The sequence below is a fragment of the Arthrobacter sp. HLT1-20 genome (assembly GCF_054510895.1).
Genome location: NZ_JBTNDR010000002.1, coordinates 156,875 through 172,638, shown reverse-complemented (window position 1 = coordinate 172,638; position 15,764 = coordinate 156,875). Strand labels below are relative to the sequence as shown.

General features: G+C 62.0%; 13 protein-coding genes and 1 tRNA gene. 5 read left to right on the top strand and 9 right to left on the bottom strand.

Annotation, left to right across the window (positions count from 1 at the left end; translation table 11 throughout):
* Positions 1 to 123 precede the first annotated feature (123 nt).
* Positions 124 to 2,676 carry an LPXTG cell wall anchor domain-containing protein gene (locus tag ACX80Q_RS02090; protein ID WP_459328854.1) on the bottom strand — a complete coding sequence of 851 codons (2,553 nt, stop codon included), beginning with the start codon at positions 2,674 to 2,676 and terminating at the stop codon, positions 124 to 126.
* A gap of 275 nt (positions 2,677 to 2,951) precedes the next feature.
* Between ACX80Q_RS02090 and purD the strand changes: the two genes are divergently transcribed.
* Together purD and ACX80Q_RS02080 are read left to right on the top strand one after the other, a co-directional pair.
* Positions 2,952 to 4,244, top strand: coding sequence for a phosphoribosylamine--glycine ligase (gene purD / locus ACX80Q_RS02085; RefSeq protein WP_459328853.1), 1,293 nt, complete (start codon positions 2,952 to 2,954; stop codon positions 4,242 to 4,244).
* Between the two features lie 13 nt (positions 4,245 to 4,257).
* Positions 4,258 to 5,181 (top strand): phosphoribosylaminoimidazolesuccinocarboxamide synthase, encoded by a 924-nt coding sequence (locus tag ACX80Q_RS02080; RefSeq protein ID WP_459328852.1) that lies wholly within the window; start codon positions 4,258 to 4,260, stop codon positions 5,179 to 5,181.
* 99 nt (positions 5,182 to 5,280) lie between these two features.
* On the opposite strand, the gene ACX80Q_RS02075 is transcribed toward ACX80Q_RS02080, so the two are convergent.
* From ACX80Q_RS02075 to ACX80Q_RS02045, 7 genes are all read right to left on the bottom strand, one after another.
* Positions 5,281 to 6,546 (bottom strand): helix-turn-helix domain-containing protein, encoded by a 1,266-nt coding sequence (locus tag ACX80Q_RS02075; RefSeq protein ID WP_459328851.1) that lies wholly within the window; start codon positions 6,544 to 6,546, stop codon positions 5,281 to 5,283.
* A gap of 88 nt (positions 6,547 to 6,634) precedes the next feature.
* Complete coding sequence (locus ACX80Q_RS02070) at positions 6,635 to 8,629, bottom strand: DUF6541 family protein (RefSeq protein ID WP_459328850.1); 1,995 nt, start codon at positions 8,627 to 8,629, stop codon at positions 6,635 to 6,637.
* 32 nt (positions 8,630 to 8,661) lie between these two features.
* On the bottom strand, positions 8,662 to 9,018 hold the full coding sequence (locus ACX80Q_RS02065) for a zinc ribbon domain-containing protein YjdM (RefSeq protein WP_459328849.1): 357 nt from the start codon (positions 9,016 to 9,018) through the stop codon (positions 8,662 to 8,664).
* A gap of 147 nt (positions 9,019 to 9,165) precedes the next feature.
* A tRNA-Pro gene (locus ACX80Q_RS02060) sits at positions 9,166 to 9,242 on the bottom strand.
* 114 nt (positions 9,243 to 9,356) lie between these two features.
* Complete coding sequence (locus ACX80Q_RS02055) at positions 9,357 to 9,872, bottom strand: META domain-containing protein (protein ID WP_459328848.1); 516 nt, start codon at positions 9,870 to 9,872, stop codon at positions 9,357 to 9,359.
* 50 nt (positions 9,873 to 9,922) lie between these two features.
* Positions 9,923 to 10,873 carry a metallophosphoesterase gene (locus ACX80Q_RS02050; protein WP_459328847.1) on the bottom strand — a complete coding sequence of 317 codons (951 nt, stop codon included), beginning with the start codon at positions 10,871 to 10,873 and terminating at the stop codon, positions 9,923 to 9,925.
* 12 nt (positions 10,874 to 10,885) lie between these two features.
* Positions 10,886 to 13,153 (bottom strand): transglycosylase domain-containing protein, encoded by a 2,268-nt coding sequence (locus ACX80Q_RS02045; protein ID WP_459328846.1) that lies wholly within the window; start codon positions 13,151 to 13,153, stop codon positions 10,886 to 10,888.
* 36 nt (positions 13,154 to 13,189) lie between these two features.
* Here ACX80Q_RS02045 and ACX80Q_RS02040 point away from each other — a divergent pair, with 36 nt between their 5' ends.
* The 3 genes from ACX80Q_RS02040 to ACX80Q_RS02030 are packed head-to-tail and all read left to right on the top strand — an operon-like array spanning position 13,190 to position 14,755.
* Positions 13,190 to 13,345: a DUF4177 domain-containing protein gene (locus ACX80Q_RS02040; RefSeq protein WP_165788018.1), complete on the top strand. Its 156-nt coding sequence runs from the start codon at positions 13,190 to 13,192 to the stop codon at positions 13,343 to 13,345.
* A 2-nt stretch (positions 13,346 to 13,347) separates the two neighbouring features.
* Positions 13,348 to 13,833, top strand: coding sequence for a RidA family protein (locus tag ACX80Q_RS02035; RefSeq protein WP_459328845.1), 486 nt, complete (start codon positions 13,348 to 13,350; stop codon positions 13,831 to 13,833).
* Between the two features lie 22 nt (positions 13,834 to 13,855).
* Positions 13,856 to 14,755, top strand: coding sequence for an NUDIX hydrolase (locus ACX80Q_RS02030; RefSeq protein WP_459328939.1), 900 nt, complete (start codon positions 13,856 to 13,858; stop codon positions 14,753 to 14,755).
* A 247-nt stretch (positions 14,756 to 15,002) separates the two neighbouring features.
* Here ACX80Q_RS02030 and ACX80Q_RS02025 read toward each other — a convergent pair whose 3' ends face one another.
* Positions 15,003 to 15,680 (bottom strand): Crp/Fnr family transcriptional regulator, encoded by a 678-nt coding sequence (locus ACX80Q_RS02025; RefSeq protein WP_103463810.1) that lies wholly within the window; start codon positions 15,678 to 15,680, stop codon positions 15,003 to 15,005.
* Between the last annotated feature and the right edge of the window lie 84 nt (positions 15,681 to 15,764).

Below are 15,764 nucleotides of genomic sequence, written 5' to 3'. Positions count from 1 at the left end.
CCCCCTGTCCTGCTGCTGGTCTTGATTGACGCCGCTGGGCTCTAAAGAACAGTGGGTCCCATTCTTATCGAACGGGACCCACTGCTGAAGTTGTGTCAGCTGTTGCCTTACAGCCTACTGCTTTTAGCGCGCGTTGCGGCGGCGAATCAGCAGGAATGCTGCTCCGCCCAAAAGCAGCAGCACGCCGGCTCCGCCGAGAATCATCAGGGAGCTCGAGGCTCCTGTGTTGGCTAGATCGTCAGTGTTGACGGGCGCCATGCTCGGCGCTGTGGTGGCTTTCTGTGTTGCCGGCGCCGTGGTGGCTGCCGCCGTGGTGGGGGCCGCCGTGGGTTTCTGTGTTGCTGGCGGTGTGGGTTCAGCGAGCACGGTGAGGGCGGAGGTGGTTGTCACAGACCGGAAGTCACCCCACTGCTGCAGGGCCGTGATGGAGTAGTTGCCGCTGGTCAACTTGTTGGGCAGTGTGACGGTCCACGTGGTGCCATCCACAACGGCGGTGTAGCTGTGGCCGTTCACGCTCACTTGAACCTGAGCCTGCGCCAGGTTGGTGCCGGAGATGACCCGCGGACCCTGGTTGAAGGCAAATGTCTGGCCGTTGCGTGGCGACGTGACGCTGGGAGCCGCCGGGGAAATTGTGAAGGAACTTGTTGTGCTGGGGGAGTCATTCCAGTCGGTCAGGGTCTGCTGCGCTGCTACATCGTAGAAACCAACGTCATCTAGACCCTGTGTCAGCGTGAACGACCATTTGCCATTGGCGCCAACAACCGCGGAACCTGTGACATCGCCCGACAGTTCAATGGTTGCGCCGGGCGTGCCGGTTCCGGTGATGGTGGTGACAGGCGCGCCAACGCTGCTTCCATCGGCGGGTGAGGTGATGGCCGGGGCTGCCAGGGTCTCCTTGATGACCTGAATGGATGACTCACTGGTTGCTGAGGTGCTGAAGCCGTTCTTGGCATGCGCCGTGACGGGGAAGGTGCCGAACTTGTTCGGGGCGGTGACGCTCCAGGTGCCGTCGGCGCCAACAATGGCGTCCTCGGGAACGCCGTCGATTGTGACAACTACCAAGGTGCCCGCCGGAGCCCCTGCGACGGTGCCGGTGACTTTGCCCTTGCGGAGGACGGGAGCCGAGGTTGTCACCTGGGGCGCCTGAAGGAAAATCTTGACGGTGTAGCCGTCGGTGGCAGCCAGGGCTGTTTTCAGGTCGGCGCCAATGGCAAGGAACTTTCCGTTGCCCAGCTTGCCGCCAGCGCTGGTGATCCCCACGGCAGTGTTGCCGGAGATGATGGGACCACCGGAGTCGCCGTGATCGTTCATCATGGCGTCCGTGATGGAGGCGAAGCCGCGCACCGCGCGGATGTCCGTCAAATCGCCGTTGGGATTCTGCTCGGATGGGTAATTGGTGCCGGCAACGGCGTAGGCGCCGATCTCGTCAACCTGTCCACACGTCCAGCCGGTGGTGCGGCCCGACTTGCAGACGGGCGCGTTAAGCACTGGTGAAGCGACTCCCGTGACCACGATGTTGGTGGGGTCGGTGGAAACCTGCTCGGGGGCAGTCCATGAGGCTCCCCCGGTCCACTTGGCCACCTTGGCGGCCTGGGTGAAGTTGGCGGTGATGCTGTCAACGACGGAGACATCGGTGCCAATATTCCCTGTTGGGTTCCCGTTCGCTGGGTTCAAGATGGCGGAACTGTTTCCCGGGCCGCCAAACTGGGAGAAGCCCATGAGCCCCAATTTGGTAAGAGGGCGGGGCTGCGAGGCGGCATCCCCTGTAGCCCCCTTGTCGAACAAGGGGTTGGTCAGGTACACGTCGTTGAGCAGGCCATCCATGGTGCAGTGACCCGCGGAGACAATCGCCGACTGACCGGCCTTGTTGAAACCGTTCCAGCCTGTGCTGCAAAGCTGGGCTTTCTGCGCCGGCGCATTGATCGCCGCATAACCCTGCCCGTTGACCACGTCAAAGGGATCGCCCTCGGTGAAGCTGGGCTTGGCAGGGCCGCTGGCACCTTCAACCGTTACATTGGCGTATTTCGCTTCAAAGTCGGCAATGGACGGCTGCAGAGACGCGGCAAATGAACGCGCTGCCGCCACCGGCAACCCCTTCTGTGCCTCGGCGGTGCGGATGGTGTACTCGCCGCTGGCATTGAGTGTTACTGACAACAGATTCTCCGCCCCAAACGTGGAGACGTAGTCGGCAAACAGGGCGTCCACACCGCTTGCCTTGCCCGAGAGCGTCGAGGTGTTGACGGTGGTCACGGTCACCTTGGTGCTTCCGGCGGCCGCCTTGGCACGGGCTGTGGCCGAGGTCTGAACCCTGACGGTGTCACCGGCGATGGACACCACGGCGCTGGGGTCGGCCTTGGCAACGTCGGTGGCGATGGCAGAGGCCTTCGCCGCCAGGGCACCCTTGGCGTTGAACTCGTCAAGGCTCATGCCAAGATCGCGCTGGATTGCCTCGGCCAAGCCGCCGGGAAGCGATGCCCCTGAAGTGGTGGCAACTTCGGGTGCAGTGGCGGGCGCTTCCGTTGCGGCCGCGGTGGCCACAGTGCTCTGTGTTGGCGCAGGTGCCGGAGTAGGCGCCGCTGAGGCGGCTCCGGCGGTGAATGTTCCGCCGATCAGCACCGCGGCTGCGGCGCAAGCCGCGCCCCCGCGCTTTAAGTGGGCGCGCGTGAATGCTTGCATGAAGTATTTCCCCTTGAAGAGTTGACCTGAAGAGACCTGCTGAGACCTAACGTGTTCTTGTGGATGCGCGCGGGGCGCCGCTGCCCGCTACGAGACATATTTCAGGCAATTCCAATCGCCAAGCTATCAAGTCGGGGAAACGCGGGCAATGGATGGCGCCCAAATCAAGTCACATTACGTCCGGCGGGCCACAATCGGCTCCCGCCACGGTGGCGGGCCGATGCGCCCGGAAGTCACTTTACGGTGCTGGCCGCTTAGCCAAGTACCCTTGAGGGGTGAAGGTTCTAGTGATTGGCCCCGGAGGCCGCGAACACGCCATTGTCCGCTCGTTGCTTAGCGACCCCAACGTCAGTGAGGTCCATGCTGCCCCCGGCAATGCCGGCATCGCAGCGATTGTGCCCACGCATGCACTCAACGCCAGCGATCCGGCTGCCGTTGCGGCTCTGGCGTTGAAGCTTGAAAGCGACCTTGTTGTTGTGGGACCCGAGGCTCCCCTGGCGGCAGGCGTCGCCGACGCCGTGCGGGAGGCCGGCATTCCCGTCTTTGGCCCCAGCAAGGAAGCCGCACAGCTGGAAGCGTCCAAGGCGTTTGCCAAGGCTGTCATGGCGGAGGCGCAGGTTCCCACGGCCATGGCCAAGGTCGCCGTCAACGCCGAAGAGGCCGCCGACGCGCTGGACACCTTTGGCGCCCCCTACGTTGTCAAGGATGACGGCCTGGCCGCCGGCAAGGGTGTAGTGGTCACCAATGACCGCGCCGAAGCCCTGGCTCATGCCCAGTCCTGCTTTGATGTGGGTGGCACGGTTGTCATCGAGGAGTTCCTCGACGGCCCCGAAGTTTCCCTGTTTGTCTTGGCCGATGGCCACAACGTTGTCCCGTTGGCTCCGGCCCAGGATTTCAAGCGGATTTTCGACGGCGATGAGGGCCCCAACACCGGCGGCATGGGTGCATACTCCCCGCTGGAATGGGCCCCCGCAGGTTTGGTGCAGGAAGTCATTGACCGCGTAGCCCAGCCCACCATCGACGAGATGGCCCGCCGGGGCACACCCTTTGTGGGTGTTTTGTATTGCGGACTGGCTCTGACCAGCCGTGGCACCCGCGTCATTGAATTCAACGCACGCTTTGGCGACCCGGAAACACAGGCCGTCCTTGCCCGCCTGAAGACCCCACTGGGCGGTGTCCTCATGGCCGCAGCCAAGGGACATCTGGCAGACATCGACGAGCTGCGCTGGCTGCCGGAAACGGCCGTGGCAGTGGTCTTGGCCAGCGAAAAATACCCCGACACCCCCCGCACGGGGGACAGGATTCGTGGACTCAAGAAGGCCAACAGGCTCGACGGCGTCCATGTGCTGCATGCCGGCACGGCCGCGGACGACGCCGGAAACACGGTGAGCGCCGGAGGTCGCGTACTCGCCGTGGTTGGTTTGGGCGTTGACCTGGTGGATGCGCGCGAGCGTGCCTACGCGGGCATTGAAGAGATCTCCCTGGAAGGTGGCCAGTACCGCAATGACATTGCGGCCAAGGCAGCCCGCGGAGAAATTACAGTGACCCACACCTCGGCACAGGCATAAGGACAAGAAAATCATGGCTTCAGCAATTCCCGCCGCCCCCGTCCTGCCCGGCTGGACACACATCTACTCCGGCAAGGTTCGTGACCTCTACGAGCCAGCCTCTGAGGGCACGGGCCCCTTCGCCGGACGCAGCGACGTGGTCCTGGTGGTTGCCAGTGACCGCATCAGCGCTTTTGACCACATCCTGGCCACGGAGATCCCCGACAAGGGCCGGATCCTCACAGGCTTGAGCCTGTGGTGGTTTGCGCAGCTTGATGTGCCCAACCACGTGGTGGCAACAACTGTTGAGGCCGGCGTTCCGGAGCAGGTCGCCGGCCGCGCCATGGTGTGCAAGCGCCTGGAAATGTTCCCCATCGAGTGCATTGCCCGGGGTTACCTGACGGGCACCGGCCTCATTGAGTACCGCCAGTCGCAAACCGTGTGCACCCTGCCGCTGCCGGCCGGGCTCGTGGATGGCTCACGGCTGGAACCGGCCATCTTCACCCCGTCGGCCAAGGCTGAGGTGGGTGAGCATGACGAGAACATCAGCTTCGAGACCATGGTGGCAACCGTGGGGGAGGCCGACGCTGCGGCGTTGAGCAGCCTGACCCTGGAGATCTACACGCGGGCCGAGGAAATTGCCCGCGAACGCGGCATCATCCTGGCCGACACCAAGGTGGAATTCGGCACGGACCCCGCCAACGGCGTCATCACCTTGGGCGATGAAGCCCTGACTCCGGATTCGTCACGCTTCTGGGATGCGGCCCTGTGGGCTCCGGGCAAGGCCCAGCCCAGCTTTGACAAGCAGTACGTGCGTGACTGGCTCACCAGCGCCGAATCGGGCTGGGACAAGGCCTCGGACACGCCGCCGCCGGCCCTTCCGGCCGACGTCGTTCAGCGCACCAGGGCCCGCTACGTCGAAGCCTTCGAGCGCCTGACGGGTGAAACCTTCAGCTAGCTTGTCCAACTGGCCCGCAGAAAACGGCGAAAATACGTGGAAATCACGTCTTTTCGCCGTTTTCTGCGGGCCAGTTGTTTTTGGGGGGGGGCGTGGGGATTAGCTGCGGGAGCCTTCGAGCTCCCTGATGTGCTCTTGGGCCACCGCAGCCCTGTCCGCGGCCCCGGCCGTGATGTACCTGTCTCTGGCCTTCGTGAAGGCCTCGAGTGCCTCGGTGCAGCTGTCGGCGGCTTGCAGCGCACTGCCCAGGAGCAAGGCCGAATCACCGGCAATATGGGGTGCCAGCTGCTCCTTGTTGCCTTCGATGGTCTCCAGCAGTTCCAAAGCCAGGGGCAACTCACCATTGAGGTAATGCCACCGCGCCCGCAATAGTGAGACTTCAAGGGTCTCCGACGCCGTTGCGCCCACCACTGAGTGAGCCAATTCGCTGCGCTCAATGGCCTGCAGGGTGGCAGGCTCCACCACGCCGGCCATGAGCCGCACCCAAGCAGTTGCCTTGTTGAATTGGGCCCAGCGGGCAAGGTCGGCTGCGGGGGATAGGAGCCGGCTTGCCTTGGCATGGTGTTCCAGGCCAACCCGGATATCTTGGCGAATGAAGGCGACGTTGCCAATGACCCAGTGGATTTCCCCAGCCATCTGGTCGGGGGTGGAGTCCGTGACGGAATCGGCAAGGATTAGTGTGTGTGTCCAAGCCTCGTCAAGACGGCCGGCTTCCGTGAGTGCACCAACAAGTGTTTGAAGCGCCATCAAATAGGCGCTGAATTCTTCGGCGCTGTCACCGGAGCCAATCTCAACAGCGGAGGTGGCGTGCTCGATCGCCTCCGCGAGGGAGCCCTGGGCCAGCATGGCAGCGGCCATGACCTGATTGGCCCGGAGCGATAGAGGGTCGCTGGCAGTGGTCAGTGGATGCTTCAACAGCGCATCCAGGACCTCGACGGCGTCCGTGTGGTTGCCGTTGCGCAACAACGAGTTGGCGCTCAGGAAGGTCATGTTCCACCAGATGACAGGGTTCTGGTTGGCGCAGGCCAAATCGGCGGCAGCTTTGGCATTGTTGGCGGCACCCAAATAGTCGCGGGTGTCCCAGCATTGCCGGGCGCACAGGGACAGCCGGAGATATTCGCTTTCCGCCGGCGAGGATGCCTGCACCCACTCGGCAATCGTGGAGGGCGACATTTGGAGTTGCGTGGCCAACTGCTTGATGATCTCGGTCGTGGGCTCACGGTGGGCGTTCTCCAGCAGGGAAATGTAGCTGGCGGAGTAGAGTTCGCCGCCCAGCTCACCCTGGGTTAGTTGACGCGACAAACGTTCCTGTTTCAGTCGATCACCAAAACTATTGCCCACTCGCTTGCTCCTTGCTTGACGCATGCCACCGTTGGCTCCACTCTACGGCGTGAGGAATGGAACGGGGACGAATGCGTGACAAATGTGTCACAAACCGGTGGTTGCTGTCCTTCTAGACAGGTGCGCCTCCACAAAGGGTCAGTTTGTAGAGTTTGGCGTGCCCTTCGCTGGCCACCAGCGTGAACGCATCGGAATCGGGTGCCAGCGTGATTCCGGGATAGAGCGAGCGCGGATCGTTGAACGCGGGGATGTAGTCGGTGCCAAAATCCAGCAGATGTGTCACGCCCTGGCGTTTTGCCGCCGCGCACACCTCCTGATCACTGCCCACCCGGTTGAGCCAAAAACGCAGCGTGTACAGATCGGCGTTCAAATCCCCCTGCGAGCTGTAAGGAAACAGCATTCGGCTCCCCGCCAGCGCCATCGCCAGGGCGGAGCCGTTGTAGGGATTGTTGGCGAGGACATCGTCCCTGCCGGTGTATTCTCCCAGCCTGTGAATCAACGCCAGCTCCTGCGCATCCACCTGCGCCAGCCCATCAGGTTCGGCAGGGACGTTGTACATCATGCCCACCTGGTCCTTCATCTGCCACAGGCCCGGGTTGGAGAAGGCTAGTACGACGGCGAGGGTGGCCGCCGTCGTCGTCCTGCCCCTGTACTTCCACAAGCCTGTGCCGGCGAAGAGCGCTGGGAGGCTGGTGGCCAGCCATGCCACCAGCCTGGCCATGCCCAGAGCCGCCAGCGGCACGGCGAGCAATGGCATGAGGGCGGCAATGCGTTCCGGGTTGTCCCACCAAGGAGCCATGACAATGTTGGCCAGGCTGGCATCCGTGCCTGTGGCCAAGGGGTAGGTGAACGCCACCAACACCAGGGCCGGCAGCAACCATTTCAGCCCGGGGCGGCGGAATTCGGTGCGCAAGCCCAGCAGAACCAGGGCCGTCAGGGCCAGCGCCGGGAACCAGATGGGTGCTGGCGCGTGGGTGAAGTTGCGCAGCAGGGCAAGCGGAAAGAACAGGAATGCCGGGCTCGTGTACCCAAAAAGGCTGCGGATTTGCGGCACGGCCAGCATGGCGGCGGCTGCCACGGCGGTTGTCAGGAGGAGCAGGCCCAACCGGTTCCAGCCGTGACGCCGGGACCGCCTGAAACCGGTGCGCAGCCACGCGAAAATCAAGTATCCCAGCAGCGGCGTCAAGACCAGCAGGATGCTGAAAATCCCGTTGGGTTGGGCCATGATGGCCCCCGGCATGAACAGCACCACCACGGCCAGGGATTGGGCGGGTTGGAGGTCGGTGTGCACGGACGGCCTGATGACCAACAACACCAGCCCGATGCCCAAGGGAACCAGAGCGTTGGAGAGGGAGTTGGGGTATGCGGACCCGTACTGCAGCAGGAGCCATGGAAACGCGGGGAAGGCGGCTGCCAGAATTGCTGCCGAGACGAGCAGGGTGCGGCCGGTCCCAAAGAGGACGCGTGTCAAGAAAACGCAGCTCAGCGGCCACACCACACCCGCCATTGCCAGCCACATGATGTTTGTTGCGGCGGGGACGCTGGCACCGGTGACTATGGCCAGCAGGCTCGCCAGTCCGTGCCAGGCGCCGGGATAAAATGCTGACTTCACCGTTGGCAGGATGAACCCGGAAATGGCAAAGGAGGACGCATTGGATGTTTCCACGGCATATGCGGTGGCGTTGAGGTGGAAGACGGAGTCGTAGCCCTGCGTGAACTGTTCGGGGTTGCTGGCAACAGAGGTCAGTAGCGCCGTGGTCATCGCCAATGCAATGAGAACTCCCGCGGCAGCTGCACCCACACCCATGCCGTGCTTCCGTCCCTCCTGGAGGGAGCTGCCGGCGAGGGCGGGGATAAAGCGCCTGGCCGTCCACGCAGCCCCTGCGGCCACGGCGGTGCCCAAGAGCACCACCGCCACATTCCAGGGCAGCTGGATCAGGGGAGCCACCACCGCGCTGACAGCGATGACTGACACCGACACGGCAGGGGCCAAGCAGAGCGCCATGAGACCCCGAACCCGCAGAGCCAGCAGAACTGCGCCGCCGGGCAGGGCGAGCATCAACAACGCCACGACAAAGGCCGGCAGCGCTTCAAACCATGAACTCACCCAAACATCCTGTCTAAAAAAGTTGGGCTGGACTAGACCTTTTTGACCACGCTTGACTTGAGCTTCATGGGGCCAAAGCCGTCAACCTTGGCGTCGATGTCATGCCCGTTGACAGGGGAAATCAAACGAATGTTGCGTACTTTGGTGCCGATCTTCAGATCCTGGGGGCTGCCTTTGATCTTCATGGTCTTCACGATGCTGACGGTGTCGCCGTCGGTCAGAACGTTTCCCACGGCGTCCTTCACAACAGTTGCCTGCTCAGCCTCTTCCGAGCCGCTGTCCTCAACCGACGACCATTCGTGGGCGCACTCTGGGCAGACCAGCAAATCACCCATCTCATAGCTGTATTCGCTAGCGCAGACGGGGCACGGGGGAAGAATGTCACTCATAGGTTCCATCTTAGCCGTTGCGGCTCCTTGCCAGCTGGGAGCCGCCGGTTGCTGGTGCCTGCCCGTCAACGCCCGTGCGCCCGGGTGGGAGATCCCCTGGACAAAACAACAGCAGCGGCATCCGAAGTGGATACCGCTGCTGTGATTTGGTCGGGGTGACAGGATTTGAACCTGCGGCCTCGTCGTCCCGAACGACGCGCGCTACCAAGCTGCGCCACACCCCGATCCGCCACTTCGCCAAGACCTGTGAAGGTCTGAAAAAGCAACCTCTCAAGAATAGCGGACAGTGGCCGTGATCGCGAAATCGTGTTGCCGGGCCGAGGGAAGCGGCTCTTTTGCTAAGCGCCTACCGGCTTGAAAGTAACCGTCCCAACGCTGTTGCTCAGGGTCAGTGAGCCCGCATTAAACGCATAGTCCAGGGGCGTGGAGAAGAACTTGATAACCCAGTTCTCGTAGTCGCTTTGGGGACTCTGGCAAGCCATCATGGTCATGGCCAGATTGGAATCCACCACAAATTGTGTGTCGGTAACTTCCACCTGGCTCATGAGCGTGTTGCAGGGTGTCTTGGAGGAGAAGAACACGCCGCCGTCTCGCGGCAGGGTCACCAGTGTAAATGGATCCTTGCCCAACCACGCCAACTCACCAGTGGAATCGCTTCCGCTCACAGATATGAGGTCCAGACACTCAAAATCTTTTGCGACGCCGGGAATTCCACCCGTTGCGGGCGTGCACTGCTCGGGTGCCCCAGCGGACGCGGCGGTTGCCTCTGATGCTGTGCTGCCAGGCCCGGGTGTAGCGCCGCATGCGCTCAAGAGCAGCAGTGACGCTGCCAACAGGACTAAACGACTTCTCATCAGGGATCCTCTAGCTAGTTAAACCGATGGGTGCGGCAGCTGACTGGCGGTCAATCCTTGGCTGTCAGCGTCAGGACAACGGCTTCGGGCCGGCAGGCAAAGCGGAACGGAGCAGTGCGAGACGTGCCAATGCCGGCGGAGACGTTGACGGGACTGCTCAGCCCGTGGGCGTCCCAGGCGTTGAGGCCCTTGGCGCGCCACGTGGGTAGATCGCAGTTGGTGACCAAGGCGCCGTACCCGGGCAGGCAGACCTGTCCGCCATGGGTGTGGCCGGCCAGAATTAAGTCGGCCCCTTCTTTGGTGAAATGGTCCAAAACGCGCTGGTACGGGGCGTGGACCACGGCGATCTTCACGTGCGGGGCGTTGTCCTGGGTGGACGAACCGCGCGGCCACCCTGCGTAGCGTTCGCGATTGAGGTGCGGATCATCCACGCCACTGAAGTCAAAGCGAATTCCGTTGAACGGGATGGACTGCGCCCGGTTGGTGAGATTCACCCAACCACCCAAACCAAAGCCTGCGTGGAGGGCATCGGTCTCCAAAGCGATGGGCTCACGCCTTTTGCCCGACGGTAGCTTGGAGGGCCCGGCAAAGTACGCAAACGGGTTCCTGAAGGTGGACGCGAAGTAGTCGTTGGAACCGGGCACAAAGACACCGGGAAAATCCATGAGCGGCCCCAAGGCATCCAACAGCGGCGCAATGGCTCCGGGGTGGCTGAGGTTGTCGCCTGTGTTGACCACAAGGTCCGGCTCAATTGCGGCGAGATCCCGCAGCCACTGCACCTTCTTGTGCTGGCCCGGGGAGAGATGGATGTCCGAGAGGTGCAGCACTGTGAACGGCGCTGACCCGGGCGGCAGAATCGCGAGCCGCTCCTGGCGGATGGCAAACCAGTTGCGTTCAATCAGGGCGCCGTACGCAACCGCACCCACACCCGTGGCCACGGCAAGACCCGCCGCAGCACCCAAGGTTCGGAGGCCGGAGCCGGCCTTGCCTGTGCCTGTCATGAGAGCCGTGCTCTAGTCTTTCTTGTCTTTGTTGCTCTGGTCGTTTTTGGCCGGGGCATCGTTTGACTGCTTGCCCGAATCGCCGGAGTTTGGCGTTGCGGGCTTGGGTGCGATGGTGATGGGCGGGTTGACCATGCTTGCTGGCGGGGCAGGGAAGACAGATAGATCAAAGCCGCCCGCAACCTGGTTCATGAAGCCCTGCCATGCCTTGCCGGCATAAGTGGCACCGTCCACGTAGCCGATGCGTTGATTGGCGATCAACAGGCCGTTGGAGGAGCGGGCACCCAGATCCGGGTTGCCAATCCACGATGCGGTGGCGAGGCCCTTGGTGTAGCCCACGGTCCACGTCTGCTCAGAATCATTGGTGGTACCGGTCTTGGCAGCGGCGTTGTATTGCTGCGGATCTGCGGGCTTGAACTGCAGCGGAATCTGGTAGCCGGAACCGCGGACCAGCACTTCACCCAGCACGGAACTGACGCCCGCTGCAACTTCGGGCTTGATGGTCTGCTTGCAGCTGGCGGAGGGAACCGGGAACTTGTCACCCTTGGCGTTGGTGACGGAGACCAGGGCGATGGGATCGCAATGGATGCCGCCGGCGCTGAAGGTGGCAAAGGAATTCGCCATGATCATGGGGGAAACAGGCCTGGCGCCGAGCAGATTGCTCAGTGAGGACATGTCATACGGCTTTTTGGGGTCCTTGCCGTCGTGGACGCCGGCAGCCGTCATCATCTTCTGGATGTTGCAGAAGTCCAGCTTCGCGGCCGTTGCAAACGTGGCGGTGTTGAGCGAGTTGTACAGGCCTTCACGGGCCGTGAGCCGCTGGTAGAAGTTACCCTCAGCGTTTTGCAGGTCCTTGTCGGCATTCGGGTCAGAGCTGTCGTAGGCTCCCGCAACCGTCCCGCAGGAGTTCTGCCACGGGAAGCCGAACGGATATCTCCGGACGGAGCCATCAACGGTCTCGTTGATCTTGTGCCCGGAATTGAGCCATTCTGCAAACGTGAAGGGCTTCATAGTTGAACCTGTGGCAAAACCTCCGGCACCGCCGAGTTCATTGCCCTGGGCGTCAAACATGTCAACGTTGAAGTTGTAAACATTGCTCCACTGGCCTTCAGGCGCAGTGAGCTTGGTGTTCTGTGCCATGGACAGGATCTTGCCGGTACCCGGCTGGACCGAGACCATTGACTGGCCAACCTTGTCAGGGTTGTTGTTCATGGGCAGGAAGTTGTTGATCTGGGCCTGGGCTGCATCCTGCAACTTCGGATCCAGAGTTGTCTTCACCGTCAAGCCGCCCTGCTTGAGCAGCTTGAGACGGTCTTCCTTGGTTTTGCCATAGGCAGGATCGTTGAGGAATACGTTGGTCACATATTCACAGAAGTACTCCGCGCGGACCGCAGTTGTGCAGCCGTTGCGGCTGGGCTGAACCTTCAAGCCGATCTCCGCCTTGACGGCGTCGGCGTGCTGCTTCGCATCGATCATGCCCTGATCCACCATGTGATCCAACACCAAGTTGCGCCGGCCAATGGCAGCTTCAGGATTGGCAATGGGGTCATAGACGGTGGGGCTGTTGACCACCCCGGCCAGCAGTGCCGCCTGGGTCAAGGTCAGGTCCTTGGCATGGACACCAAAGTAGAAGGATGCAGCTGATTCGATGCCGAAGTTGCCGTTGGCAAAGAAGACCCAGTTTAGGTAGCCCTGGAGAATTTCGTCCTTGGAATACTTCTTCTCCATAGAAATGGCGAGCTTGATTTCGCGCACCTTTTCGCCAACACCCTTATCGGCGCCGAGCTTGATCTTGTCGGTTTCGCCATTGGCAGCATACGTCTGAATGATGACGTTGTTCACGTACTGCTGGGTGATGGTGGAGGCGCCCTGGCGGCCACCACCCTGCGCCATGGAGGTCACTGCCCTGATCAAGCCGCGCGTGTCAATGCCGCCGTGCTCGTAGTAACGGGCGTCTTCAACGGCAATCACCGCGTTCTTCATGAACGGGGAGATGTTCTCGAGGGCAACTTCGGTACGGTTTTGATCGTAGAAAGTTGCAATAACAGAACCGTCGGCAGCAAGAATTTTCGACGACAGGGCCGGGGTGCCAACAGTCATCTCATCCGGGAGGTCATCAAAAAATGAGATGGATGAGGTGGTGGTTGTGCCCGCCAGCGCTACCGCGGGCACCATGAGCCCGGCCACCAGGACACCACAAATTGTGCTGACGCCCAGGAAGGCGACCAATTTGCCCAGAGTGGTGGCGGTATCGAAAATGGGGTGTTTTTTTGCTGCCATTTTCTCAGTTTACCGGCAGGGGATACTCTTTGACGTATGACCAAATGGGAGTACTCTACGATTCCACTGATTATCCACAACACCAAGGCGATCCTGGACAGCTGGGGAGACGACGGCTGGGAGCTCGTCCAGGTTGTCCCCGGACCCGATGGCAGGGGCTTGGTGGCCTACCTTAAACGAGAGAAGGCGTAACCGTGGAAACCGCATCAAACCAGGGATCCGCGCGCATTGAGGCACGCCTGGCCGAGCTTGGCCTGACCCTTCCCCCCGTGGCCCCGCCCGTGGCGGTTTATGTGCCAGCCGTCATCTCCGGCAACCACGTTTACACCTCCGGGCAGCTGCCATTTATTGGCGGCAAACTCACAGCTACGGGCAAGGTCGGCGCCGAAGTTTCAGCTGAGGACGCAAAGTCTCTCGCCGCAACATGTGCCATCAACGCCATTGCCGCACTCAAAAGCGTCATTGGTGACCTGGACCGGGTGACTCGCATTGTCAAAGTTGTTGGCTTTGTTGCCTCCGACCCCTCCTTCACGGGCCAGCCGGGCGTCATCAACGGCGCCTCCGAACTGCTGGGCGAGGTATTTGGCGACGCCGGAGTTCACGCACGTTCCGCCGTCGGAGTATCCGTTCTGCCCTTGGATTCTCCCGTTGAGGTTGAGCTGATTGCTGAATTCCAGTAGCAGTCCCGTGGGCGCACGTCCCATGGGCAAGCGCAGGTTCCCGCTGAGTGCAGACCAGCGGGAGGCTGCGCAGACTTGGGTGGAATTTGGTGCCCGCACACCCAGCAAGCCGCGCCCGGCGTCGTCGGTGGTGCTGTTGAAGGACAGCCCTAGCGGTTTGCAGACTTTCTTGACGTACCGGCCCGGGGGTTCTCCTTTGGGCGCGGTTGCGTTCCCCGGTGGCACCATTGAGGCCGCCGACGACGACGTCACCGACTGGGTGGGCCCCTCTCCCACCCAGTGGGCCAAGAGCCTGGGCTCGGCAGACATTGGCTTGGCCAAGCGCCACGTGGTGGCTGCGATTCGTGAAACCTTCGAGGAAACCGGCATCTTGTTGGCAGGTCCCGATGCGTCATCGCTCGTGGAGAACATTTCCGGACCCGAATGGATGCGCGCCCGCGAATCCATCGCCGGGCAGGAAACCACCTTTGCTGCCCTGTTGGAGCGGTACGGATTGGCGCTTCGCACGGACTTGCTCAAGCCGCTGAGCCATTGGTTGAGCCCGGATTTTGCCCACAGGCGCTTTGATACCCGCTACTTTGCCGCTGCAACACCCATCAACCAGCAACCGTCACTGCTTACTAGCAAGGGTGTTTGGGGGCGGTGGGCCAGTGCCGGGGATATTCTGGCCAGCCGGACCAGCACTGCCCTCGGGGATGAAGTGGCCCAGCCGTTGACCGTGGGGCTGACGCTGGGTGAGCTGGTGGTCCCGGGAGTCGAAATCATTCTGGAGAAGATTGCTGCTGCGCGCGGGTGCATTGCCTACTTGAACCACAAGCGCCCCATCAATGAATACCAGCCCCGACTCATTGGCGAGGACCCTGAAACCTTCTGCCTGGAAGTCTCTACGGCGTCCGAGGGTGGCGCCTGCCGCGAGCGGTAGGGGATCGCGTTCACTGATTCATTCGATTGGGCTGACCTCAGCCGCGAGATGCATGGTTACTCAGGCATTTATGCGGCCAAGGTCAGCACTCGCGTCCAGGCAACGGATCTGGTGCGCAAAAAAGACCGGCCCGGACACCCAATAAGGTGTCCGGGCCGGTCTTTTTGCTCTGCGAGCTTGGACCCACAGCTCCGAGTGGCCCCAGTGTCAGACGCGCCAGCGGCTGGAAGTGGGGCGGAGCTGGGGACTAGCGGCTGCGCTGGCGCAGGCGGTTGACGTCCAGGATGACAACCGCGCGGGCTTCCAGGCGGAGCCAGCCACGCTGGACAAACTCGGCCAGGGCCTTGTTGACTGTTTCACGGGAAGCGCCAACCAACTGGGCCAACTCTTCCTGGGTGAGTTCGTGAGCCACCAAAATGCCGTCGGTGGCCGGACGGCCAAAGCGGTCTGCCAGATCCAGAATGGCCTTGGCAACACGGCCGGGGACGTCGGAGAAGACCAAGTCGGACAGGTTGTCATTGGTGCGGCGCAGGCGGCGGGCCAAGGCCTGCAGCAACTGCATGGAGACCTCGGGGCGGTTGCGCAGCAAGTTGTTCAGGGATTCGTTCTTCAGACCGGCCAGGCGGGTCTCGGAAACGGCCGTCGCAGTGGTGCTGCGGGGGGCGGGATCGAAGAGTGCCATTTCGCCAAAGAGCTCGCCCGGGCCCAAGATTGCAACCAAGGACTCGCGACCATCGGAGGACGTGCGTCCCAGCTTCACCTTGCCCGAAACGATGAAGTACAGCTGATCGCCCTGGTCGCCTTCACGGAAGACAGATGCGCCGCGGGACAGATCCACCTCAGCCAGTTCGTCCGTCAAAAGGCGGAATGCCTCGTCGTCGAGCGTAGCAAAAAGGGGTGCCCGGCGTAGTACCTCGATGTCCATGAAATCTCCTTACAGTATGTAGCTAATCAGTTCTGACCTAATACTGATTGTTTCAGAACTTTTCTGTTTTTGTGACCAATTTGG